At 43.4% G+C, this 24622-nt stretch carries 22 protein-coding genes and 2 pseudogenes; 11 read left to right on the top strand and 13 right to left on the bottom strand.

The window, feature by feature from the left end; translation table 11 throughout:
* Nucleotides 1-7: 7 nt before the first annotated feature.
* Genes KHN79_RS19700 through dgcN form a run of 3 tightly spaced genes read right to left on the bottom strand, consistent with a single transcriptional unit; the run spans nt 8 to nt 2854 of the window.
* The gene (locus KHN79_RS19700; protein ID WP_182009013.1) at nt 8-865 is read right to left on the bottom strand and encodes a D-amino-acid transaminase; all 858 of its coding nucleotides are present in this window, start codon (nt 863-865) and stop codon (nt 8-10) included.
* Between the two features lie 10 nt (nt 866-875).
* Nucleotides 876-1850, bottom strand: coding sequence for an N-acetyl-D-Glu racemase DgcA (gene dgcA, locus KHN79_RS19695; protein WP_182009014.1), 975 nt, complete (start codon nt 1848-1850; stop codon nt 876-878).
* On the bottom strand, nt 1850-2854 hold the full coding sequence (dgcN, locus tag KHN79_RS19690) for an N-acetyltransferase DgcN (protein ID WP_182009015.1): 1005 nt from the start codon (nt 2852-2854) through the stop codon (nt 1850-1852). The genes dgcA and dgcN overlap by 1 nt, the downstream gene beginning before the upstream one ends.
* Nucleotides 2855-3841: 987 nt before the next feature.
* Here dgcN and alr point away from each other — a divergent pair.
* A complete protein-coding gene (gene alr, locus KHN79_RS19685) occupies nt 3842-4921 on the top strand; it encodes an alanine racemase (protein ID WP_182009016.1) in 1080 nt (359 codons plus the stop codon).
* 52 nt (nt 4922-4973) lie between these two features.
* Here the strand turns inward: alr and KHN79_RS19680 are convergent, their stop codons facing one another.
* Nucleotides 4974-5147, bottom strand: a complete 174-nt coding sequence (locus tag KHN79_RS19680; protein ID WP_182009017.1) for a hypothetical protein — start codon at nt 5145-5147, stop codon at nt 4974-4976.
* A 251-nt stretch (nt 5148-5398) separates the two neighbouring features.
* Here KHN79_RS19680 and KHN79_RS19675 point away from each other — a divergent pair, with 251 nt between their 5' ends.
* Both KHN79_RS19675 and KHN79_RS19670 read left to right on the top strand, forming a co-directional pair.
* Nucleotides 5399-6400 carry a permease gene (locus tag KHN79_RS19675; protein ID WP_182009018.1) on the top strand — a complete coding sequence of 334 codons (1002 nt, stop codon included), beginning with the start codon at nt 5399-5401 and terminating at the stop codon, nt 6398-6400.
* Between the two features lie 9 nt (nt 6401-6409).
* A complete protein-coding gene (locus KHN79_RS19670; protein WP_182009019.1) occupies nt 6410-6646 on the top strand; it encodes a thioredoxin family protein in 237 nt (78 codons plus the stop codon).
* Between the two features lie 95 nt (nt 6647-6741).
* On the opposite strand, the gene solA is transcribed toward KHN79_RS19670, so the two are convergent.
* Entirely contained in the window at nt 6742-7866 is a 1125-nt protein-coding gene (solA, locus tag KHN79_RS19665) for an N-methyl-L-tryptophan oxidase (protein WP_182009020.1), read from the bottom strand.
* Between the two features lie 178 nt (nt 7867-8044).
* On the opposite strand from solA, the gene KHN79_RS19660 reads away from it, so the two are divergent.
* Nucleotides 8045-9202 (top strand): iron-containing alcohol dehydrogenase, encoded by a 1158-nt coding sequence (locus KHN79_RS19660; protein WP_182009021.1) that lies wholly within the window; start codon nt 8045-8047, stop codon nt 9200-9202.
* 491 nt (nt 9203-9693) lie between these two features.
* Nucleotides 9694-11048: pseudogene (locus KHN79_RS19655) on the top strand (alpha-amylase family protein).
* Nucleotides 11049-11218: 170 nt separating this feature from the next.
* Here the strand turns inward: KHN79_RS19655 and KHN79_RS19650 are convergent.
* From KHN79_RS19650 to KHN79_RS21690, 4 genes are all read right to left on the bottom strand, one after another.
* The gene (locus KHN79_RS19650) at nt 11219-12223 is read right to left on the bottom strand and encodes a helix-turn-helix transcriptional regulator (RefSeq protein ID WP_182009023.1); all 1005 of its coding nucleotides are present in this window, start codon (nt 12221-12223) and stop codon (nt 11219-11221) included.
* Between the two features lie 240 nt (nt 12224-12463).
* The gene (locus KHN79_RS21695; protein ID WP_244812702.1) at nt 12464-12808 is read right to left on the bottom strand and encodes a fibronectin type III-like domain-contianing protein; all 345 of its coding nucleotides are present in this window, start codon (nt 12806-12808) and stop codon (nt 12464-12466) included.
* Nucleotides 12809-12839: 31 nt separating this feature from the next.
* The gene (locus tag KHN79_RS19645) at nt 12840-14729 is read right to left on the bottom strand and encodes a glycoside hydrolase family 3 protein (protein WP_244812700.1); all 1890 of its coding nucleotides are present in this window, start codon (nt 14727-14729) and stop codon (nt 12840-12842) included.
* Between the two features lie 37 nt (nt 14730-14766).
* The gene (locus KHN79_RS21690) at nt 14767-14955 is read right to left on the bottom strand and encodes a hypothetical protein (protein WP_244812698.1); all 189 of its coding nucleotides are present in this window, start codon (nt 14953-14955) and stop codon (nt 14767-14769) included.
* A gap of 374 nt (nt 14956-15329) precedes the next feature.
* Between KHN79_RS21690 and KHN79_RS19640 the strand changes: the two genes are divergently transcribed.
* Entirely contained in the window at nt 15330-15623 is a 294-nt protein-coding gene (locus tag KHN79_RS19640; RefSeq protein WP_182009024.1) for a hypothetical protein, read from the top strand.
* 75 nt (nt 15624-15698) lie between these two features.
* Here KHN79_RS19640 and KHN79_RS19635 read toward each other — a convergent pair whose 3' ends face one another.
* The 3 genes from KHN79_RS19635 to KHN79_RS19625 form a co-directional block, all read right to left on the bottom strand.
* A complete protein-coding gene (locus KHN79_RS19635; protein WP_182009025.1) occupies nt 15699-17657 on the bottom strand; it encodes a monovalent cation:proton antiporter-2 (CPA2) family protein in 1959 nt (652 codons plus the stop codon).
* A complete protein-coding gene (locus KHN79_RS19630) occupies nt 17654-18271 on the bottom strand; it encodes an NAD(P)H-dependent oxidoreductase (RefSeq protein ID WP_182009026.1) in 618 nt (205 codons plus the stop codon). The genes KHN79_RS19635 and KHN79_RS19630 overlap by 4 nt, the downstream gene beginning before the upstream one ends.
* Nucleotides 18272-18485: 214 nt before the next feature.
* Nucleotides 18486-18911, bottom strand: a complete 426-nt coding sequence (locus tag KHN79_RS19625; RefSeq protein ID WP_182009027.1) for a universal stress protein — start codon at nt 18909-18911, stop codon at nt 18486-18488.
* 691 nt (nt 18912-19602) lie between these two features.
* Here KHN79_RS19625 and KHN79_RS19620 point away from each other — a divergent pair.
* From KHN79_RS19620 to KHN79_RS19610, 3 genes are all read left to right on the top strand, one after another.
* On the top strand, nt 19603-20391 hold the full coding sequence (locus KHN79_RS19620; RefSeq protein WP_182009028.1) for a hypothetical protein: 789 nt from the start codon (nt 19603-19605) through the stop codon (nt 20389-20391).
* A gap of 349 nt (nt 20392-20740) precedes the next feature.
* Nucleotides 20741-21862 (top strand): outer membrane protein transport protein, encoded by a 1122-nt coding sequence (locus KHN79_RS19615; protein WP_182009029.1) that lies wholly within the window; start codon nt 20741-20743, stop codon nt 21860-21862.
* A 16-nt stretch (nt 21863-21878) separates the two neighbouring features.
* Nucleotides 21879-22676 (top strand): hypothetical protein, encoded by a 798-nt coding sequence (locus tag KHN79_RS19610; protein ID WP_182009030.1) that lies wholly within the window; start codon nt 21879-21881, stop codon nt 22674-22676.
* Nucleotides 22677-22826: 150 nt separating this feature from the next.
* On the opposite strand, the gene speG is transcribed toward KHN79_RS19610, so the two are convergent.
* Complete coding sequence (gene speG / locus KHN79_RS19605; protein ID WP_182009031.1) at nt 22827-23357, bottom strand: spermidine N1-acetyltransferase; 531 nt, start codon at nt 23355-23357, stop codon at nt 22827-22829.
* A gap of 258 nt (nt 23358-23615) precedes the next feature.
* Here speG and KHN79_RS19600 point away from each other — a divergent pair, with 258 nt between their 5' ends.
* Complete coding sequence (locus KHN79_RS19600) at nt 23616-23768, top strand: hypothetical protein (RefSeq protein WP_182009032.1); 153 nt, start codon at nt 23616-23618, stop codon at nt 23766-23768.
* 442 nt (nt 23769-24210) lie between these two features.
* Nucleotides 24211-24561 (top strand): annotated as a pseudogene (locus tag KHN79_RS21685) (cyclic nucleotide-binding domain-containing protein); the annotation flags it as partial.
* Nucleotides 24562-24622: the final 61 nt, after the last annotated feature.

Genomic DNA, 24622 nt, shown 5'->3' with positions numbered 1-24622 from the left:
AGTGCGATTACACCGCTAACTCTTTTGAAGTTTCAATGTAAATATCGCGCAGTTTTAACGATATTTCACCAGGCTTCCCGTTACCAATTGGCTTGTCGTCAATCGCTACTACCGGCCAGACAAAAGTTGTCGCAGAGCTGATAAATGCCTCTTTTGCCTGATAAGCCTCTTCTATAGTGAAGAAACGCTCTTCGATGGTTAAGTTCATGTCTTTAGCGAGAGTCATTAGTGATGCACGTGTAATGCCGTGCAAAATATCATTGCTGAGAGGGCGGGTGACTAACACATCATCCTGGGTGACAATATAAGCGTTACTTGAACCGCCTTCTGTCACATAGCCGTCTTCAATGAGCCACACATCTTCCGCACCAGCAGCGTATGCCGCTTGTTTTGCCAAGCATGCAGGCAACAAACTGGTCGTTTTAATGTCACGACGTCGCCAGCGAATGTCATCAAACGAAATCACTTTGATCCCGGTCTGAACCTTTGGATTATCAATTAAGCTGCGAGATTGGGTAAACAGCACCAGTGTGGGTTCAATATCCTCGCCATAAGAGAACTCGCGATCACCTTCACTACCACGGGTTAACTGTAGGTAGATACCGCCTTCTACTAAGCTATTTTTTTCAATCAACTGTCGTTGAATATCCATCAACTGCTCGCCTGTTACCGGCATTTTTATACCCAGCTCTTTAGACGAACGCTCTAAGCGGGCGAGGTGGCCTTCATGGTCAATCAACTTTCCATCTAACACTGCTGTCACTTCGTAGACAGCATCTGCGAAAAGAAACCCTCTATCAAATACTGAGATCTTTGCTTCACTTTCAGCAATATACTCTCCGTTGAGATATACAATTCGTTCCATTATTTTCTCCTTACCCCCACAGTTCACTGCGGAAAGGCAGCATAGAATTATTTTCAAATTCAAAGCCGTGCTCGATATCTTTGCTCAGCAGTAACGGGCCGTCTAAATCGACGACTTCTGCACCTTGGGCGACAACAAATGCGGGAGCCATACTTAATGAAGAGGCCACCATACAGCCGACCATGATTCGTAACCCCGCTGCTTCTGCCTGTTCTTTAAGGGCCAGTGCCTCAGTCAGACCGCCAGTTTTATCCAGCTTAATATTGATCATGTCGTAGCGACCAATCACCTTTTCTAGGCTCATGCAGTCATGGCAAGACTCGTCGGCACAAATCGCAATCGGACGTTCAAGACCATCAAGCATGTAATCTTCGTCTGCATGGAATGGTTGCTCGATCATCGAAACATCAAGTTTTTGCAGTTCAGGAATGAGCTGTTGATAGGCTTCTATCGTCCAGGCCTCGTTTGCATCAACAATGATTACCGAATTCGGTGCACCGCGGCGTACCGCCTGAACACGTTCCAGATCGTCGGGACCGCCTAACTTCAGCTTAAGCAGTGGTCGGTGAGAATGCTCTATCGCCTTTTTTTCCATGTTTTCTGGTGTATCAAGTGAGAGGGTATATGCGGTGGTTAGCTCTCCACCGACTGTATCAACCTTCTCCCAGATAGATTGCTTGTCTTGCTTGCACTCCAAATCCCACATGGCACAGTCAACCGCGTTGCGGGCTGCGCCTGACGGTAACAATGGCTGTAAATCATCACGGCTTAGTCCTGCTTCAATTTCTGGAATAATCCCTTCGATCTGAGCCAGGACATTTTGAATAGACTCGCCGTATCGGGCATAAGGGACGCATTCTCCGCGCCCTTTGATGCCTTGGTGTTCGATTTCTACAATGATGGTTTCAGCGTGGGTTTTACTACCGCGAGAGATAGTAAAACTACCAAGAATAGGCCAACTTTTTGTATACAGAGTTACCTTCATTACAGCTCCGCTAGTTTTTCTACAATACGAGCAACACCCTGACGGAATGGGTCGACAACAGGTAAGCCGACTTCAGATTCAACTTTATCCATGTATTCCAGTGCTTCGCGTTCTGCCATGCCTGAAGTATTGATCGACACGCCGACAAATTGCACATGAGGGTTAGTTAACTTGGCGGTAGCAATATTGGCTTCCATACACGTTTTGATGCCTGGTAACGGATATTCTGGCAGACCACGCATATGTAATCTTGTTGGTTCATGACACAAAACTAAAGCGTCAGCTTGTGAGCCATGGATTAGTCCCGTGGTTACGCCAGCAAAAGAAGCGTGGAATAACGAGCCCTGACCTTCGATCACATCCCAGTGTTGTGGATCATTGTCTGGAGCGATGGTCTCGATTGCTCCGGCGATGAAATCCGCGACAACGCAGTCTGCACTGACACCGTCACCGGTAATAAGAATTCCGGTTTGACCCGTTGCACGGAAATCAGCGTTAATGCCACGTTCTTTCATCTCTTTTTCAATTGCCAGAGAGGTGTACATTTTACCTACCGAACAATCTGTACCGACAGTAAGCAGACGCTTACCAGAACGCTTCTTACCGTTACCCACCGGATAAACCTGTGTCGGGTAACGCACATCAAACAGGCTGCAACCGTTTTTCTCTGCACATTCAACCAACTCTGGAATGTCATTGAGTTTGTTGTGCAATCCAGCAGCGATGTCCATGCCAGCTTCGAGTGCTTCTACCAGCACTGAAATCCACTCTTTAGAAATCACACCACCACGGTTAGCCACGCCAATAACTAACGTTTTAGCTCCAGCTTCAACCGCTTGGGCAACATTAAGGTCTTCAAGACCTACATCAGCATTACAGCCTTCCAGGCGCAACTGGCCAACACAGTACTCAGGACGCCAGGTTTTGATCCCCTGAGCTACTTTTGCTGCTAAAGCGTCGGCAGCGTCACCCAAAAATAATAGGTAAGGTTGTTTTAGTTCCATCTTATGTTCACTCCATGTTGTAAATCCGTTGATGAAGTAGCTATTAATTTTGCTACTAAATACAAACTACAGTGCAAAATTCGTGACAGCAACATCAATAAATATGGCAGAATATTTAAAGTATAAGCAATGAAAGTTACTTTCATGCAATATTTATTCAATTGTAGCCATTGTTGTGAATATGTATTCAGCGTGTCATTTTTTCATAATATTCTGTTTTCAACTTTTCGATCAGACTTTATTTGAAGCTGATATGTGAATTAACAACAGATTGTTTTATGACGCAGTGAATTCCACGTCTTATCTATAAAATTGGGTAGTGTGATTACATTGGTTGTTTATACCAGCTGTAAGTGGATTAATAGATGATTCTATTATGTGACTTAATTCAAGCTTTGTTGCTTATGGCAGTAGTTAAAGCTCTCTGTTCTTTCTGAATTTTTATATTTTATGCACCAAAATGAATCTAAATGTTCATTGTTGGTGCATAAAGTGCTAATTTATGTACAGGTTAGATAGGTAGTGTCTAGCTGGTATGAGTTTTAGGCTACAAAAATTCAGATCCTTTAATTTTATTTTATTCTGTGATTGTTATATTTTATGAAATATAATGCAGGTTTGAATGCGGCGATTTAGAACTTATGGGATGCATTTTTAGTTAGTCTATTTAACTGTAAAATTAGAAATTTCCAATTATATGCACTGGCTTGATAATTAAAGAGGAGATGGTCTGTATATTGCTGAGGTGAATTTTAGGTTATTTACAACGCACAACTAGAAAAGCGTTGGTTGAGCTGTCATGGATGAACACAAACCAATCGGGATATGTAAATAGTCAGGTCTTCGCGAAGGGATATTGCTTAGAAAGACGAAGATGTTGTTATGAGAGAGTCTGATAATAACATCTGAAACCTAGCTATCAGCGATGATAACCAGCAAGAGTGATTAGATACCTGCTTTGATTGGTATATTACTAGGGACGAGTGAATGATCACTGCTGAAGCCGTTATCAATCTAAAAGCATTGAGCGATAACTACAATTTACTTAAGGAAAAGTGTGCCAACAAATCGGTTGTTGCTGTTATTAAAGGTGACGCTTACGGGCATAATGCAGTAAAAACCGCTCAAACACTTAAGCAAGCAGATATGTTTGCTGTTTCTCGTATCGAAGAAGCGCTGGAACTGAGAAGCGAAGGCATAAAACAACCGATACTGCTCCTTGAGGGCTGTTTCTGTATTGACGACCTCGAAACGGCAGCTCGTGAAGGTTTCCACACTGCGATTCATTGTAAAGAGCAGTTGGAGGATCTTAAGCAAGCGGATATCGTTCAGCCAGTTACGGTCTGGCTCAAACTTGATACAGGAATGCACCGGTTGGGAATTCATCCCGCTGAGATTACCGATTACGTCCGACAGATCGAAGCGACCAATAAACTCGCCGGGCCTGTCGGATTCATGAGCCATTTTAGCTGTGCTGACAATATGTCTTCTTCCAAAACACAGCATCAGATAGAGTTGTTTTTGTCACAGACCTCCGGCTTTCCCGGGCCTAAGACCCTGGCGAACTCAGCTGGGATTTTATACTGGAATGACTCTCACTTAGATTATATGAGAGCAGGTATTTCTCTTTATGGAATCAGCCCTAATGAAAATGAAACGGGTAAGCAGCATGGCTTGCGCTCCGCAATGGCGCTGAACTCTAGACTGATTGCCATTCGTGAACATAAGGCGAATCAACCTGTCGGTTATGGTGAAAGCTGGCGATCAAATCGTGACACTTACATCGGCGTTGTTGCAATGGGGTACGGGGACGGGTATCCGAGAAATGCACCAGAAGGCACACCGGTTTACATCAACGGGCGCATTGTACCGATTTCTGGCCGTGTTTCTATGGATATGGTTACGGTGGATCTAGGCCCTGACGCATTAGACACCGTTGGAGACAAGGTTGAGTTTTGGGGGGATAACCTGCCTATTGAAAACGTTGCAAAATACATAGGTACCATTCCCTATGAGCTCGTCATCAAATTGACCAAGCGAGTTCGAAAAACTTACGTGGAAGCTTAGCGACGAGCTCCTACATTTATTTTCCGCGCAGTATGTGGTTCGCAAACCGCGCTCACTTTTGGTGGCCTAAAATGGCGGCAATAATTAATCCGATGCCGATTCCTGCAATAAGAGAGCCGACAAAAGCAAGCGCGGAGTGCTGGATAAAGATCATTCCCACACCTAAACCAAGTAATGTTCCGCCACCTATAGCCCAATTACTTTTATCTTTTATTTCATTATTCATTTCACGACTCCTTGAGCGTTATACCTTAACTATAGCCAAGGATCAGGCCTGTGGATTCTGCTAAATAAAAGGCAGTGAAATACGCGCTCTTAATATAAGCGAAACACAGATATAAGCTAAAATTAGAGTAAAAGAACTTATTGTTCAGAATGTGATTCTGCATTGTGCAAAAAGCTATCGATTTACTTAGCTAATGGGTAAGCGATAACGGATGAGCTGGCAGGTCAACAATATAAGTGTAAGGAGCCAACATGTTTGAGATTTTTACCTCTCTCGCTGACTGGATGACTTACCAACTGTTTTCTTTACAGCCGGGTACCAAGCTGGCGGATGCGATTCACTTCTTTATTGAAGATGTAAGCAAAATCATGGTGTTACTGGTGGTCATGATTTATGTGATAGCGCTGTTTAGAGCGTCGTTAAATGTTGAGAAAGTACGGCATTATTTAGCGGGTAAACGACGGCTGTTCGGCTATCTTGCCGGCAGTTTTTTTGGTGCCATCACTCCGTTTTGTTCCTGTTCTAGTATCCCAATATTTCTGGGGTTCACCTCCGCAGGTATCCCGATAGGCATTACGATGGCGTTTCTTATTACTTCTCCGTTAATCAACGAAATTGCCGTGTTGCTCCTATTCAGCCTACTTGGATGGAAGTTTACGGTCATGTACGTCGTGGTCGGAATGCTAATTGGCATTTTGAGTGGTTGGTTACTTGATGTTATCGGTGCCCAACGCTGGTTACAGCCACTGGCGGCCAAGGCAATGAATAAGGGCAAGAATTTTCAGCCCAGCAACGTTTCTCAAACCGATAGCGAGAGCTCCGGGATAACAATGTCTGAGCGTCATGTGTTTGCGAAGCAGGAAATGCAGGAGATCGTCGGACGCGTTTGGAAATGGGTGTTTATCGGGGTCGGTATCGGTGCGGGTTTACACGGTTTCGTGCCTGATGGTTGGATACAAACCTACTTAGGAGCAGGGCAGTGGTGGTCGGTTCCTGCTTCTGTTCTGCTTGGTATACCACTCTATTCGAATGCCACTGGCGTAATACCCGTGATGGAAAGCCTGCTGCAAAATGGGCTGCCAATCGGTACTACATTAGCGTTTTGTATGAGTACGGTCGCGGCAAGTATCCCAGAGTTTGTCATGCTGAAACAAGTGATGCAGTGGAGGCTTCTGGGCATGTTATTCGGGCTACTACTGTTTGCATTTACGTTGATGGGATGGATATTTAATTTACCACTGTGGCAATTTTAGGAGGCGAAGATGAAAGTGTTTAAAGTGTTGGGTTCTGGTTGCGCGAACTGTGTTAATACGGCGAACCTGATTGAGAAAATCGCGGCAGAGCAAGGGGTTGAAGTGCAGGTTGAAAAAGTGACTGATATGGAAGCCATTATGAACTATGGTATAATGACGACTCCCGCTGTAGTGATGGATGACGAAGTCGTGCATGCCGGTGGTGTCCCGCAAGCGGACAAAGTTCAGTCCTGGCTTGTTTCCTGATGATGAATCCAAAGGCTGTAATGAACAGCCTTTGGAGGTTACTCAATCGTATTAGTTTAGATTAAGAGCTCACACTGTGTTTTGGCAGTTCGTTATTAGTTGAAGCGATCAATCGCAAACAGAGACAAGTTGAATTCAGGCGTTTTTTCCAGAGCCATATCCGCAACTACTTCACCAATCACGCTGGCAAACTTAAATCCATGCCCTGAAAATCCCGAGGCAATAATCACGTTAGTATTACTTGGGTGATTATCAATTATAAAGTTTTCATCGGGTGTTCGGGTATACATACAGGTCTTACCGAACTTCAGCGATTCCACTCTTGGCATATGTTTATCAAGTATTTGCTGAAGATCGGTTGCATCGGTTTGCTCCTCGAAAGGGCTGATCGCCTCGTTCGGATCTTGAACTTCACCTAGATCATGGCGGCCAATCTTTAACCCCGCGCCGTCAATGCTCGGAAATCCATAGTAAATTCCGTCTGGCGTATCAAATGAAAAGGCAGGGAACGTACCTTGTCCGTAAAGCGTTTCTGGTGCGCTATACCAGGCAAATGTTTTGCGTACCGGAGTGATTGGAAGTGTCAGATCCAGCATATCCATTAAATCATTCGACCATGCCCCGACAGAGACGACTAACTTTTTCGCCTGGAATGCGTTGCCGTTGGCGGTCACCGTAACTGAATCATCGTTAAGTGTAATGTCAGACACTTTGTGATGAGTCAGTAGGGTCGCGCCTTCATTTAATGCAAGATCACGATATGCCTGAATACAATCTTCAACTCTCAGAACACCGGATGTCGATTCAAAACAACCAATATATTCTGGCGGCAGGTTAAGCCCTTCAAAACGTTGGTTCGCGTCTTCTGCACTTAAAATTTCTAGTGGGAGCTGGTGCTTCTTTGCACTGGTAATTAGCATGGAGATAAATGGGGATTTTTCTTCACCAATGTTGAGAACGCCAGTTTTCAGAAACAGTGGCTTCCCTGATGATTTCTCCAGCTCACCCCATAGCTCCTGAGCTCTTAATGCCAGTGGTACGTACTCTTCGCCTTCTCCGTAGGCGTGGCGAATAATACGTGTCTCACCATGATGGCTCGCGTGTGAGTGTGGTGGATCAAACGCATCAAGAAGAAGTACTTTTTTCCCCTGTTTAGCTAAGAAATAGCCAGTGGACATTCCCATCGATCCAGCACCGACAACAATCACATCATACTGCATTATTACTCCATTAACGTTCTGTACATGTTCCGCGACTGTACCATATCTCAACTGATTGAAAAGACGTTGCTATCATCGAAATCAATGATGGTAGATCTTGACTTACGATGTCTGTATCGTTGCGGATTAGCATTCTATCAGTACGCGCTGAACATTTTTTCGACTCCTGGGAAGTAACATGGACAATTTCACCTATTTTAATCCAACCAAAATTAACTTTGGTAAAGGCCAAATCTCGACCATTAAGGAAGAGATCCAACCGAGCAAGAGAGTCTTGCTTACTTACGGTGGTGGCAGTATTAAGAACAACGGCGTATATGAGCAGGTCATGACAGCTCTAGAAGGACACACTGTATTTGAATTCGGTGGTATAGAGCCTAACCCGCATTACGAGACGTTGGTGAAAGCCGTTAAAGTTGCCAAGGAAGAGCAGGTCGACGTGATTCTTGCCGTTGGTGGTGGCTCGGTTATTGATGGCAGCAAGTTCATCGCCGCCGCAGCGTGTTATGAAGGTGATTACTGGGACATCATCGAGACCGGAGGTGGCTGTATAGAACAAGCACTTACACTAGGATGTGTGCTGACGCTGCCAGCGACCGGATCTGAAATGAACCGAAACGGTGTTATCACCCGAGCAGAGACACAGGACAAGATGTCATTCGGCTCTGAACATGTTCGCCCTGCTTTCTCAGTCTTAGACCCGGAAACTACGTATTCTTTACCTGCACGACAGATTGCTAATGGTGCTGTAGACAGCTTCGTACACATTATGGAGCAGTACCTAACTTACCCTGTTAATGCAAAAGTTTCAGACCGGTTTGCAGAAAGTTTATTATTGAACATATTAGAAGATGGTCCGCTCGCTCTTGAAACACCGAATGACTATGAAGTGCGTGCAAACCTGATGTGGACGGCGACCATCGCACTCAACGGCACACTAAAGTGTGGGGTGCCTACCGACTGGTCTACTCATGCTATCGGCCATGAGTTAACCGCGCTGTACGGGCTAGACCATGCGCAGACCCTTGCAATTGTTCTTCCTGCAATGTGGAAATACAAAAAAGAGCACAAGCGCGGCAAACTGCTGCAATTTGCAGAGCGTGTTTTCAATATCACGTCTGGCACAGATGAAGAGAAAGTTGATGTGGCCATTCAAAAGACGGAAGAGTTCTTCAATCTAATGGGTACCCAAACCAGGCTATCTGCATACGGTTTGAGTGAAAAAGATATCCCGGCAGTAAAAGATAAGCTTATTCAACATGGGATGCTGACAATGGGCGAGCACAAAGATATCACCCCGGAAGATGCAGCAGAGATATTAAAGTTAGCACTCTAACCCGGTAACCTGCCACTCCCTCAGAAACACTGAGGGAGTGGTGGCAAATGTGCGCGATCTCATCATTCGTTCAGGGATTATCGTTTTTTATGATCGTTTTTCTTCTCCCCAAATGTGATCTATCGCAAATTATTCTTGTGTGAATTTTTTGTTATCTCAATCGGAGTAATTCTCTTTTGCGTCTCGATTTTCTTTGAAAGGGCGTATGAGTGTTTTTTATACACCGTTTCCATATTTAATTGATAAAACAGTTGTTTAATGACTTTTTATAGCTTTATTACTGTGGGGTAACCCTCGAAGTCTGGTGCAATAAACCAGTCTCATTGTGGAAGGAGTAGGAAGTACGCCTTGATTTTCATCCTTGAGTAAAACCTCAAAGGGTGAGGGGGTCTTAGCAATTGCACTTATAATTTTTACTATTGAATCCGCTCACAACGATTCGAAAATAAAACTAGCAGCAACATGTGGGCGGAAGTTAGTAGGAGAAAAACATGAGTGGCTTACATGAAATGCAATCGGCAGGTGCGAATGTAATTTTGCATGCTTTTGATTGGAAGTATGCTGACATTGCCCGACGTGCAAAAGAGATCCATGAGTTAGGTTATGGTTCTGTACTGGTCTCTCCACCAATGAAAAGTGCCAACGATGAACGTTGGTGGCAGCGTTATCAACCTCAAGATTACCGTGTTATCGACAATGCCCTCGGTGACACTCAAGATTTTATCCATATGGTGCAGGAGCTGGGCCGTTTTGGCGTTCTTGTTTACGCAGATGTCGTATTTAACCATATGGCGAACGAAGCGCATATGCGCTCAGACCTACAATACCCACGCCAGGAAGTTCTTGACGAATACCAGAAGAATGCAGAGAAATACCAGGCACTGAAGTTATTTGGTGACTTATCTGAACCTCTTTTTACCGAAGAAGATTTTACTGAAGCATTTGGTATTAAAAACTGGAAAGACAAGTGGCAAGTTCAAAACGGCCGTATTACCGGCGGTCCAACCGATCCAGGGTTACCTACGCTACGGGTCTGCGATCATGTTGTGGAGCAGCAACGCTCGTATCTAAAAGCGTTAAAAGAAATAGGCGTAAAGGGATTTCGGATTGATGCTGCCAAGCATATGACGCTTGAGCATCTTAAACTCGTCTGGACTGAAGATATTACCCAAGATGTCCATATCTTTGGAGAGATCATTACGGATGGCGGGGCAACGGTAGAAGAGTATCAGATTTTTCTTGAGCCCTATTTACAAGAAACACGCTTAGGCGCGTATGACTTCCCGCTGTTTTCTACCATTTTTAAAGCGTTTTCGAAACGGGACAGTTTTAAATTACACTGATAGACCCTTATTGCTTTGGTGAGGCGTTATCACCGGGACGAGCGATCACCTTTGCCGTGACTCACGATATCCCAAATAATGACGTGTTCCTTGAACTGATTATGGATGAAGAAGCTGAATGGCTGGCCTACGCGTACATTTTGGGCCGTGATGGTGGCGTTCCATTGATATATACCGACTTAGATACGAGTGGTATCAAGGGGCGTGACGGAAAACCAAGGTGGCAAAACGCCTGGTGTGATCCACGCATGGCGACCATGATTAAGTTCCATAACCTAGTACATGGCGAACCAATGAGTGTTATCGAAGGTAACGATGACATGCTGGTCTTACAGCGTGGTGATAAAGGTATCTTGGTGCTCAATAAATCGACCCGCCCACAGTCGCTCTCTCTTGCAACAGAGGGTGATTGGCTGGATATGGTTTCTGGCAGCAAGATTGGTTCTGGTATGGAAACAAAAGTGCCAGCCAAATCTTCCATGTTGTTGGTACCTGCAATCTAAAGGGCATAGATTGAACCATTGAGCTGAATACACGGCTTATCTGTTGTGTATCAGCTCTCTCGTTTGATTTTGTTTGACGTTGTATCCGGCGTTAAACAAGCTCGCTTAAGCGAAACTTGGGTTTTAATACGCCAAGAACGCCCAATCCTCGATGAGGTGAGTGCGTTCGTTTAAACCTGCTGAGCTTGCTTGCGGTATTGGTTCGGTGACATGTTGGTATGCGTGCGGAAAAAACGCGAAAATACAGATTGTGAGGAGAATCGGGTCAGTTCGCTGATCTCGTTCATACTTTTGTTGGTTTCAGTAAGGAGTTTAACGGCTTTATCTAACCTAACTTTATTAAAAATATCGGTAAAACGTTTGTTCTCTTCACCTAACTTTTTGTTTAGTGTCCAGCGACTCATTCTTAACTTTTTACAGACTTTTTCTAAGGTTTTTTGGTCACAAAAAAACTCATTGTCTGATACAAATAAAATCACCATATCTTCAACGATATGAGAAAACTTGTTATTACTTAATTCTTTTTTGATCTTGTTTAAATTGTTTTTCTGAAGTTTATAGAGATTCTCATTGAATAGGTTGTTTCTCTCGGTAAGTGTAGAAGATTTAACGATTAAGTAGTTTTCACTCTGGCCAAATAAACATTTGGTATTTAGCTTTTCATTGACGGCATGATGCGGAACATAGTTTGTATGAGTTAAAGAAACTGAGTATTTACCGTTAGGAATATATTGATGAATGATTTCCTGAATGAAGACAAAATTTGATAATGCACTGGAAATCATTTTGTTTGGGCCTGTATCCTTATACGTTATCTTCATTGTGTCGTTATTTATCTGTACTTCACATTGATCACAAGTTCCGATTAAAGCGCGATTTTCTATAAAGCTTTCTATGGCAGATTTAGCCGAAGATTCATTGATGCATAAGCTGAACAGTTCAGGAAACATAGAGTACATGCCATCTAACCCTGAATCTTTGAAGAATAATTTCTGGTAAGGCATAAACTCTTCAAGAAGAGCGTAATGTGAGGAAGATGATATTCTTCCGTACTTCTTACTTAGGACATGCTTGTTTATACCACATTTCTTTATGAGCTCGTCTGTGTTCCTTCCCAATGTCGATAAATGCTCCAACATGGCAGAGGTGAGTACATTAGAAACGTTTCCATTCATTATTCGTCCTTTTATTTGCTTTATAAATGAACAAAGCTCAACCAACAACATAGTATCTGTTATCTTTTTTGCCTTAATAAAGAAATGAATTAGTGATCTATTGCCAAAAATGTATTTGCCTAATTGATTAAATATGAATCGAGATCAGATTCTAACGCGTGATAGGTGGGATTTTATTTAATGGGATAGGTAAAAATTAAAAAGCCCGAAAAGTTCGGGCTTTTATTTGGTTTAAGAGGATTATTCTTTAATTGTAATAATTTCCTCCTCCGTTATGCCGTCTTCTAATGACAACGCATTCTTGATCGTTTTACTAACGACAATCTCTTTGTTAACCGTAAATTGTACTGATGGTGCAGCGCTACCTGTGAAATCACCAAACACATCTGAAGACGGAGCTACATAAACGGTGTAAGCGCCGGGTTCGACAATCCACTGATTGCTGTCGGTATCAAAGCTCGCAAGGATGTTAGCAGGGATATCGAAACTCAGTGTTTCTGACTGACCTGCTTTTAGCAGCGCTGTTTTATTGAATGCTTTAAGCTCGATGGTCGGTTTTTTCAGTTTCACTTCTGGTGCGGCCACATAAATCTGAGTAGCATCTTTACCTTCAACATTACCGGTGTTGGTTATTGTAGCTTTGATGGTTATTGAAGCAGATCCGCCTTTTTTTGGTCAGCGTATTAGAGACAATCGTTGGATTGCTGTACTCGAAGTTCGTGTAGGAAAGGCCGTAACCAAACGGATACGCCGGAGCCTTATCGAACGAAGAGTAGTAGCGGTAGCCAACGTAGATACCTTCATTGTATTTGACGGTATCTGGTAGACCGTCATCATCGGTATCTTCGCCTGGGAATGTTTCTGAAGAAGGTACATCTTCGTATGCTTTAGGCATTGTTTGTGCCAGTTTACCACTTGGGTTTACATCCCCAACCAGAATGTCGGCGATCGCGTTGCCGGTTTCTTGTCCGCCCATGTAGGCCAGAACAATCGAATCTACTTTCTCTGACCATTCTGATGTATCAACAAGACCGTTCACATTGAGTACGACTGTGACGGTTTTTCCTTTAGCATGGAAAGCCGTTGAAACCGAATCAATAATTTCCAGCTCTTCATCTGTCAGACGATAATCACCTTGTTCTGCACTTCGGTCACCACCTTCACCAGCCTGTCGACCAATAGTGATGACGGCGGCATCGTCACTCTCTGCAGACTCATCTACGCGCGCTTGCAGGCTTTCATCTACCGTTGGTTCTAAACAGAACTCATAGCCCCCGAGAAGCGAACTGGTTGTTTGCTTGTTCGCTTCGAAGTATTCACTGTAATAACTGGTTAAATCTTTATTGAGTACGAATTTTTCATCCAGTGCAGAAGCAATCTGGACAATGTAGGCGGCATTCACATCACCACTGCCTGTGCCTCCTTTAAGGGTATTAATCTGAGTGGTACCAAATGAAGCTACTTTACTTCCTTGTGAGAGTGGAAGAGCGGACCCTGTATTCTTAAGTAAGATCATACCTTCTGCCGCTGCTTGTCTTGCCAACTCAGCGTGTGCATCGAGATCCGGAGCATCAGAGTAGTTGTAGTTATTGTATGAAGGCGTTTTCTGCACTTGAGCAAGAATGGCAACAACGCTTTTATCAATCTCTTCGATTGTCAGCGTGCCATTTTCATAAGAATTGAGAAGGTCCGTTTTGACGCCACCCGGCTCGATTAAATCATTACCCGCACTGACTTGTTTGGCTGCTGACTCGACATCTCGTCCGCCCTCTACAATTCCAGTGAAGTCACTTCGTAAGCCAGAGACGTTGCCTGCAAACCAGTCGGACATTGCCAGACCTTTGAAGCCCCATTCGCCTCTTAAAATATCAGTCATAAGGTCTTTACGTTGGTTCGCGTAGGTACCATTGATGAGATTATACGAGCTCATGATTGCCCATGGCTGCGCATCTTCTACCGCAATCTGAAAGCCTCTCAGGTAAATTTCGCGTAGAGTTCTAGGGTCAGCCACGGTATTGCTGAAAAAGCGGTTTGTTTCTGCGTTGTTCGCAGCAAAGTGTTTGAGTGTGGCACCTATCTGATTGGATTGAAGTCCGTTTACCATTGCTGCCGCGATTTTTCCTGATAAAACCGGGTCTTCAGAATAGTACTCAAAGTTACGACCCAGAAGCGGGTTACGCTGAATGTTCATCCCCGGGCCTAACAAAAAGTCGACGCCATACTCTTTGACTTCATTACCTTCGGCCTGACCAACTTTTTGAACCAGCTTGGTATCCCATGTTGAAGCCAGTAAAGAACCAATAGGCCAGGCTGTTGCGTAGTACGTATTGTTGTCCCCATCACGTAACGGTTGAATCCTTAAACCGGCAGGGCCGTCTGCCAGTTTTACCGCCGGAATATCTAATTTTTTATTTTTAACGCCATTGATATAGCCAGCGACACCGCTTACGTCTTTGTCAGAATCTAAATTAATCGCGTCCTGGCCCTGATAGGTGGTTAAGTCCATTCCGGGACCTGACAGAATATCCAGTTTTTCACTGAGGCTAAGTTTTTTTAAGCATGGATTCTGCTTTCTTAGTGTACTTAATATCACTGTCTTGAAGCTGTAGTTTGTGGTGATTACCACGATCATGATTTTGTTGTTCGTGATGTTTGCCAGCTGTGGCGGTACCAGCGAGAGCTAATGTGACAGCTACGGTGACGAGTTTTGGCAGCGTTTTAAAGTCAGACATAGGGTTTCCTTATTGTTATTTGAGGTTTCTTACCTAACGAACCTAGTGAGAAATCAAGTTCTTAATGACTTTAGAGTTTTAACGGCCATGACTCTTTGCATTTCGGAGAAATATTGTGCATTTCGGGGAAGCATTGAGAAGTGTGAGATTTATTCATTAATCACCGTAATTTTCAAAAGAGTAGACACTTTGATTTAGGCTCAACCTAAACCTATTTGGGGTTGGGTTGCGGGAGAGTTTCATGCCGATTTGTTTCTAAAGAAAAAGAGTTGAACGAACTGATGAGGTAGATCAATCATAACTAACGTTTTACTTTGTGTTTACAACTGCTCGTCTAAACTTACTGTGAGAATCGGCAAACCAAGGAGGCGGCTATGATTGTTGTTCATCGAGACTATTGTTTATCAAGACGCCCGGATTTACACGCTCATATCGAAGTAAACCCTGTCGGTAAATTGAATGTCGAGATCGTCGAACTTCAAGAGTGTCACTCGACAGAGTTTGACGATTTGTCTTTCGAAAGTCGGGGGAATGAAGCCCGCGTTTGTGGTAAAGAAAATGCGGATAAATGGTATTTCAAACTCGCGATGACCGATGCTATGGAGCTTTCTCATTTAGTAGAGGAAGCGAATGAAGAGTATGAGACCTTAATGAATGATCTCATGTAACTTTGTTCCGTACTATGCGTGTAGCGGTGTATCCTAAGATTCAAAACCTCCCTGTTTCAGGGAGGTTTTTTATCATTAATTGCTATCTTCTTTTGGTAAGTGGAGATCGTGAACGTTCTCACCATCGAAGGTTTCTGCATAATCTTTCGGTGGCGGAGTCCAACCGCGTTCGGAACGAGATAACTTATCATGGCGATCTTTACGCATCTCTTCCGACATTTTTTCTTCTAGTTGTATAAACAGAAGGCGATAGTTGTTATCAAATCGCTCTCCTTCCGAGTCGTCTTCCCATGCTTTATAAAGCATCTCAGACTTACGCTCCTCAACACGTTTGTAGGTCGCTTTTTGCCGCTCAACAAAAAACGGATGGATACCCAGTGCGTTCATAGTGTGTCCACCCATCTCTAGTGCTGAGTGATAGGTTTCTGACTCAATTACGTCAGCACCGGCTTGCCGAAGAAGATAGCCGTGACCGCGGTCAAAGGCACGAGCGAGAACTTTGATTTTAGGGTAAGTGTGTTTGACGTACTTGACCAGTTCGACACTGGCTTCGCGGTTGTCAATGGCGACAACAAGCGCAGCGGCCTCTTCGATGCCAGCTGTATGCAGCATGTCAGGTCGCGTAGCGTCACCAAAGTAAGCTCTTGTGCCTATCTGACGTAAGGTGTCGACTTGGTTAGCCTGGTGATCCAATACAACAGTGTTTACACCATTGGATACCAACAGGCGATTTACAATCTGACCGAAACGGCCGATACCTGCGATGATTACGGTACCTTTTTCGTCAATAGTGTCACTTTCACGTTCATTGGACTGGCTCTCAAAACGCGGCAATATAACCTTGTCAAACAGGATAAATAGCCCCGGCGTAAGGAACATTGAGATAGCAACAACCAGAGAAAGAGTTTGTGATAACTCAGGGGGAATAACGTGATTTTGCACTGAGAAACTGAGGAGTACGAAACCGAACTCACCGGCTTGAGCCAAGCTCAGAGTAAATAACCAACGATTACTGCGCCTGATACGGAAGATAAGCGCGAGAACAAACAGCACCACGGCTTTAACTGCCATTACGCCCAGAGTAAGCGCCAGAATCAGTCCAAATTCACCAAGCAGCACTGAGAAGTTTATTCCGGCACCGACGGTAATGAAGAACAGACCTAACAGCAATCCTTTAAATGGCTCGATATTTGATTCTAACTCGTGGCGGAACTCGCTGTTGGCTAATACGACCCCTGCAAGGAAGGTTCCAAGGGCAGGTGAAAGTCCTACCAGGCTCATCAATGCCGCAATCCCGATAACTAACATCAGCGCGGTAGCGGTAAAGATTTCGCGAAGGCCAGAGCTGGCTACATAGCGTAGTAACGGACGGCTCAGGTAATGGCCTCCAACCACTACCAGTGCGATAGACGCAGTAATCACAAGCCCATAGGCCCATCCTGGTAAGTTGGCAACTAGGCTGAGTTCTTCGTGATGCTCTGCTGCTGTCTCTGCGGCTTGTTGTGCTTGGTTTACTAACTCCGGTAAGGCCAGTAACGGGATGAAAGCCAGCATCGGGATCACGGCAATGTCTTGAAACAGAAGAACAGAAAAAGCGTTCTGACCGCCTTCAGTCCGAGTTAACCCTTTCTCGGCGAAGGTCTGAAGGACAATTGCGGTAGATGAAAGAGCGAAAATCAAACCAATAGCTAATGCAATGGTCCATGGCTGAGCGAGGTACAAAGCTATCCCCATGATGGCAAAAGTCGTCCCGACAATCTGAAGGCCACCCAGCCCGATCAAGCGATTACGCATTGCCCAGAGCATTTTGGGTTCCAGCTCCAATCCGACCAGAAATAACATCATGACCACACCAAACTCAGCAAAGTGTTGGATGGTCGTTGTCTCTTCGCCAACTAAGCCGATAAGAGGGCCAATGACGACACCAGCGATGAGATAGCCCAGCACAGATCCAAGACCGAAGCGTTTGGCTAAAGGTACCGCAATCACGGCCGCGACAAGATAAACAAAGGCCTGCAAAAATATTCCTGTCATGATGCTTCCTTAATGATATCTGTGAGAGCGCTGTTTAACTTAACAAGCGAAGATGCAGCGTTGATATCTAATCTATCTTCCACTAGCGCGGTTAATAGTTTTTTGTAGCGCTCTATATGCCGGGGTATTCGGTCTTCTTCAGCCGCGGTTCGCGAGCCAAACATTGCCAAAGGAGCGACGTAGTTCATGCCCGTCAAAGCCGACATTTGCTCAATGGGGGCGAGAAGCTCACGAATCGTAAAGTGGTTATAGCCTTCGGCTTTATAGGCTTCCTCTTTGCCTCCGGCAGAGAGAACGCAAAGCATGGTCTTACCTTGTAACTCAGTACCCTCCGTGCCATATGCAAATCCATATTCGAGTACGAGATCCTGCCACTCTTTTAAAATAGATGGAGTGGAATACCAATAGAGTGGAAACTGAAATATCACGACATCGTGTTCGCGTAAGCGTTGCTGCTCACGGTCTATATTGATATTGAAGCGGGGATATTCACCATAGAGGTCAACGCAGGTGACGCCTTTTATTTTCTGAGCTTCTTTGAACAAAGGTGCATTCACTTCTGACCGATGTTGAGAAGGGTGAGCAAAGAGAATCAATACTTTTTTGTTAGTCATGGGAGTCCTTGCTAGAAGCCTATCCGGCAGAGGTTCAAGAGTCTTTATTGCTTATAAATCAGTTAGTTTGTATTCCAGTGCTAAACTAGTCATTAAGAGAGTTTAGCCTATGATTAAACGAAGCGGTCGGGAGCAGATGCTAAAAAGCCAGTAGCGGGGAAACTACTGGCTTGCGTTTGTGTATCTAGGTTATTGGGGTTTATCAGTTCTAGTTCTAGTCGTGGATTGGCACAACCAGAATATCTACCGGAGATTTATTTATCAGGTGCCTTGAATAGGAGATGAGTTTACTCCACAAGTCCTGGTGGTGGCCGCAAATCAGCAAATCGACTTCTTCTTCTTTAATCGTTTTTTCAAGCTTGTCAGCCAAATCGCCAGTACCGACAAAAAAGTGCTTGAGTGGCTGGTCGATGTAGTCACTGAATGTCTTTAGACACTCCATTGAGTGCTCATTGAGTGGCCTTTGGTCCGGATTTTCTTTTATATCAACGAGCTCGCGATAGATTTCACCATGTGTACCATCTACATGAATGAAAGATATTTCGGAGTCGAGATAGTTTGCCATCTCTACTGCTCTATCGATCAGCACTGTGCTCTCGTCAGAAAGCTCTAGTGCGACAAGGATATGTTTGTATTTCATAGCCACGCCCTTAAGTGGATCATATTCATAATAAGCATAGTATGAGTAGCAGAAAATTTGTGCCGACAAGATCTCGAAATTGATCAAAGGGTTAAACAAATTTCGTCAAATTTAGAGCTGTGAAATGAAAGTCTTCTATGTCGGGTGTGGGCCTTAGCATTGCAATAACTGAGAGCGGAGTATGATTTTTCATTGGGTTGAAAGCTAAGTACTATTGTCAATTTTATGCATCTCATTTTTAAGATGCACGTTTTTATTTTTACGTTAAGCCTACAAAAAGTCAGTAAAACATTACGTTAATGTTGAAATATTGTTTTTGTTTGTCATTGGCTTATTCTCCTTTAAAACATGATTGAGAACATCCTGCGCAAACAAAAGGTTTATTTTCAGTAAATTACGTCTGTTCTATTCCTTGTATAATATTTGATTTTGAAAATTAAATATTAATTAGTTTAACGTTTGTATTTTATAAAATTTAACACTCGTATTTTATTAATATTTGTAGCCAAAGTTTGATTTATACAATGCATAAGGCGTATTTATTGAATCTGATTTATTAAGTCTATATTGTATTTGGCGCTTATTATGTCTCGTCAGTTTTATAGTTATTTATTATATGTGTTTTGTTTGTTTTTATTTGAGCGACTAATAGGCCCGTTAAAATTGATCGTCATTAAATTGGATACCTTTTATGAAGTTAGCGAAACCAACGATTGCCATAGCAGCCATTCTTCAACTCTTATCAATTGCTCAAGCAAACGCAACCAGTGACGAAGAATTACAAGATATGTCTGATCCGCTTGCTGTATATACGCAGGCTGGGGTTGGTATTACCGATAAAGGCGTGAATATCAAAATAGGTCAAAGCTACCAATCGAGTAAGCCGGGCACTATGGCAATGAATGTTATAGAAATGAAAGGGATAGGCGGTGATTTATTTGGTATCCGGGATAACGATGAGGCTTTATATGGCGGTGTTGATGACAGTATTGACTCATTTCGTTTTCGTAACTTTCAGGCAGAACTGGCTAAAGGTTTAGGCCGACAGCTAGACCTGAACTATGACGTAGAGAATGACAAGCTGGATGCATCCTACAGTTTTCTGAAGGCACTACCAAAACTTGGCGTAGTACAAGTTTTCCCGTTAGCAGGGGCAGGTGTCACTGTAGCGAACGATTATAGTGGCGATGATAAAGGGTATGAAATTCCGGGTACGTTCGCCTTAGTTGGTATGTACGCAAAAGTAGACGTAACAGATAAAGTCTGGATTAACTACAACCCTATGTACATGCATACATTGTCGGGTTCAGGTGACTACAAATCAGAATACTATGCTGGTGAGGACAATATCTTAGCTCATGAGTTTGCCTTATCTTATCAAATCAATCCTAGAACGAATGTTCGTTATTTTGCGAACTGGAATGAACACGTTAATTTCGGTGACGGCGATCATCGAATTGAAGTGAATTACCAGTTCTGATTTGCTTTGACGGCGAGCTAATAACTAGGTTGTATATTTCAATTAAAATAACCAGTTACTACGCTCGCTGTATTTATTTAAGTTATTTTCCTACTTAATAACGTGACTATCTACTTTTCTAAATGTGAACAAAAAACATCTGGGGCGAAGGGGATCAGCTAGCGCTCTTTTTGTTGATCAAAATAACGTTAAATAATCTGTCAACGCAAAACCAACGATAACAATGGCGTTGTATGGTTTTCTACTCTCTTAACTTTATAACTAACCTATGCTTTATGTGATTGGTGGTGCTTTTTACACAGGTATCGCCGGAAATGCAGTGTGGGTTTTATAAGTAGCGGGCTTTATTATGAAAAATATTCCAAAAATCGTTGTAGCGACTTCTTTAATGACATGCGCGGCGGTTCAAGCAGGTGGTTTGTACATATATGAGACGACTACAACGGATATCGGGTTGGCGTCTGCGGGGATGGCCGCACGTGCACATGATGCGTCTGTTATGGCTGCCAATCCGGCTGGTCTGGCAAACGTCTCTGGGCAGTCATTTTCTGGTAGCCTGACCAGTCTTTACGGTGATGCGACACTGGATACATTGTCCGGTGATGCAGGTAATGTGATTGGCTTTGTGCCTATCGGTTCTGCATTTTACAGCCAGCAACTTGATGATAAATGGACATTGGGTGTCGGCGTATTCGGAGACTACGGACTTGGTTTGGGTTACGACGGGTTAGTGGATAATGACGTTGCGAAATTGGATATTCCTACCGCAGTGACTCAAGCGTTAACCGTTCAGCCTAGTGCGTCATATCGTATCAATGATCAATGGTCTGTTGGTGCGGGACTTGGTATTCAATATGGCATCTATAAAGTTGAGGCGAACGCAAGTACAGCCAACCAAAGCCTGTCATTTGAAAGCGAGGATACGGATGTACAAGTGAACGGGCAGTTCGGTGTGTTATACGAATTAGATGCAGGAACTCGTTTTGGTTTGTCATATTCCAGCGAAAGCGAGTTTGAATTTGAAGGCTCCAATTCAGTTGCTCCCCAGCAAGTAGTATTCAGTATCTATAGCAAAGTAAACGACAAACTTGCGTGGATGGGTAACGTAAACTGGCAAGACTGGAGTGCTTACCAGACGACCTTGAATGTAGATACTCAAGATACCTATCAGGTTGCCTTTGGTACTCAATATCAGGTGAATGACAAAGTAACGTGGAACGCTGGTTTCGCTTACGACAGTAGTATGTATGAAGATCAGTCTGATGCTGATATTACCGTACCGACTGGTGACGCATATCGACTAGGTACTGGCGTAGATTACAAATTGGATGAAAAGAGAACAGTAAGCGTAGCGTTTGAAGCTGTACTGATTGATTCCTCCGAAACCACATTAGCGGGTACTAAAGTGGCAGGTTTTGATGATCCGGCGCTCTATTTCCTAAGTGTTGGTTACAGCTGGAAAAACCAATAACTCATAGGAGTATTACATGAAGAATAAAGTCGCTTTGGTGTGTGCAGCATTGCTGGTTAGCACCATGGCTAACGCTGCGGATGGCCGTGTAAAAGAGAATAAAAATAAGTTGGCCGATGACCCGACAAAAGTTATCTCTAAAGTTGGTGTTTCATACGCCAATAACTACGATTTCGATGATCCGAATCTGTCGTTCTCCGGCTCTATTGCATTTGATCAGGCTCGTAAGTTAAATGCACGCATCAATGATGATGCGAGTGAATGGCGTATTGGTGGCTCATGGTTATTCCCTGTCGGGATTGTAAACTTCAACTTCGGTAAAAATGAGTACACAAACGGCGCAAATCAAACCAACTATAGTGTCGGTACGTTTATGCCATTGAGCTATTTTGGTATTGAACCTCTGGGTTTCCAGATATTCCCGATGGCTGGTTATACCTATAACGACGGAGAGGCTCCGGCTTGCGATGGTGAAGTCGGCAGTAAGTGTACTAATCCGGACTTTGTCGGAACCCCAAGCCCAGAGAATGGTTTTGATATGATGACGTCATCAGGGAGCAGTGGTTATGTGGGAGCTTTCGCCCTGAAATCACTTAATCAAGAGCTGACGCTAATCAGTTTTGCGGCGGGGTCGTACGGCTCAAAAAATAGTGACGGTGAAAACTACAAAGGTGCCTTTGGCGGAGTCGGTTTAGGTTATGCGGTAAACAAGAATCACTCTTTTAACGTCATGACATTCTTGATGAATAATAATACTTACCTAGATGAAGCCGATAAACGTGTGGTTGCATCGTATCAGTATCAATTTGATTAATTAATATGAGTTCAGGTCAAATATTAAAAAACGCAGCGATTGAGCTGCGTTTTTTATTGATAGCATACGAACAGACCATCAAATCGTTGCCTCGTCTAGTAGCCAAGTCACTCTCGCTGAACCGAGCACCTAGAGGTTACTTGGGTATAACTATTTCTTTTCTTCCATCGATTTTTGATACTGATGCTTCAGGATATACATGCGTTTAACGTCTCGATAACCACCATTTATGAAGTACTCTTCGATCAAATGGCCTTCTTCGATAAAGCCACATTTTTTATATAAGTGGATAGCGATTTCGTTATCTACTGCAACCAATAAATAGATTTTGCGCAGATTGAGAATCGAGAACGAATAATCCAAAGCACGGTTGATCATATCCGTCGCATAACCATGCCCTTGATGCTCCGGAGCGATGATAATCTGAAACTCAGCACTGCGGTGAATGTAGTTGATTTCGATGAGCTCAACTAGGCCAATCACAATGCCATCCTCGTCTTCAACCACAAAGCGTCTTTCAGCATCATCGTGAATGTGTTTTCGGTAAAGCTCCTCAAGTTCATCATAAGATTCGTAAGGCTCTTCAAACCAGTAGGCCATGATATTGCGGTTGTTATTTAGCTCGTGGATAAAACGCAGATCAGAGCGTTCCAGAGCACGCATTTTAAGGCCTTTTTTCATAAAGTTTCTCCATAGAGAGCAGAGGATGTTCCGCTGCTTATTTTCGGAATCTTAACCTATCTGACGTAGATTTCTTATTTATTTTTTGTCTGTTTTTCTGGCTTTAAGCAATCGGGTGACGAGGCTGTAAATTGTTGTAATTATTGATGGTAAAGTTTAATCCTGACGATAAAAAAGCTGATTAGGAAATATGGTTAAAGTCATCTTAAATACCACGCATAACATAGTGTTTGAATATACATAAACAAGGAAATTAAGATGTTTTCAATTGACGACGTAGTAGTAGCGACTAAAGGTATTGATTTAGGCGAAATGATTGTTACAGGTGTGAGCGGTGGTGGTTTCTACGTACACGTAAAAGTTGACGGAATGGCACTGACATACCCGACTAAAGATCTTAAGAAAGCGTAATAAAATCTGCTTACTGTGCAAATTGCCTGAGTAGCTTAAGGTACGGAACAGGTAGCGCGTAAGGTTGCCGAAAGAGCTAGTAGTTTAGCTCTTTCGGCTTTTTTTTGCGTTTTTTCACCGGTTTCACCACATGAGACCATTCGGAGATACCCAATTTTATTGCGTGCTTAACGGTTTGTTGTTCGTTCCGTTAGTCATATAACACGATAGAAATATTACCTTACTGGGTTAAGTTATCCTTAGCTGACGTTATTCAAGCACTAGAATGAATCATTGGCGGTTAATGTTCGCACCATTGTTGTACAGCAATATACCTAACTGTTTAATTTGATATTACAAGTAGTTGATATGGCTCGCTCGGTTTGTTTGGTACATTTTATGCTGATTGATTGGTGGCAAATTAAGTCTCTGATAATTTATCTCCAGTTAGGAATGAATATAAATGAACACAAACACCATTATTGATTGCCTTCGTCGTGTTGAACTTTTCCAGGATATTCCCGAGTCTGCCTTACGCCTATTCGCCGAGTGTGCACAACCTCAGCAGTGCAAGTCAGGTGAGATCGTGTTTTATCGTGAGGATGACGCTGACACATTATTTGTTATCGCCTCAGGGAGTATTCAGATATTTGATGACCGAAGTGGTAGTGAGCAGAGTGTTACTGTTTTTTCTCAGCATGAATTTATCGGCGAGACTATTCTGATTGCTCCTGAGCATAAACAAGATGTCACTGCGAGAGCGATTTGTGACAGCCTGCTGTACAAGTTTGATAATGGAGAGTTACTCTCTCTATTTAAAGCTCATGGTGAACTGGCAACCAAGATATATTCGACCATTTCAGGGCTTATCATAC

Origin of the sequence: Vibrio sp. B1FLJ16, assembly GCF_905175385.1 — a bacterium.
In the GTDB taxonomy this organism is placed as follows: Bacteria; Pseudomonadota; Gammaproteobacteria; order Enterobacterales; family Vibrionaceae; genus Vibrio.
Note: the sequence above shows the minus strand (reverse complement) of the source record. Positions and strands in the feature narration are given on the sequence as shown.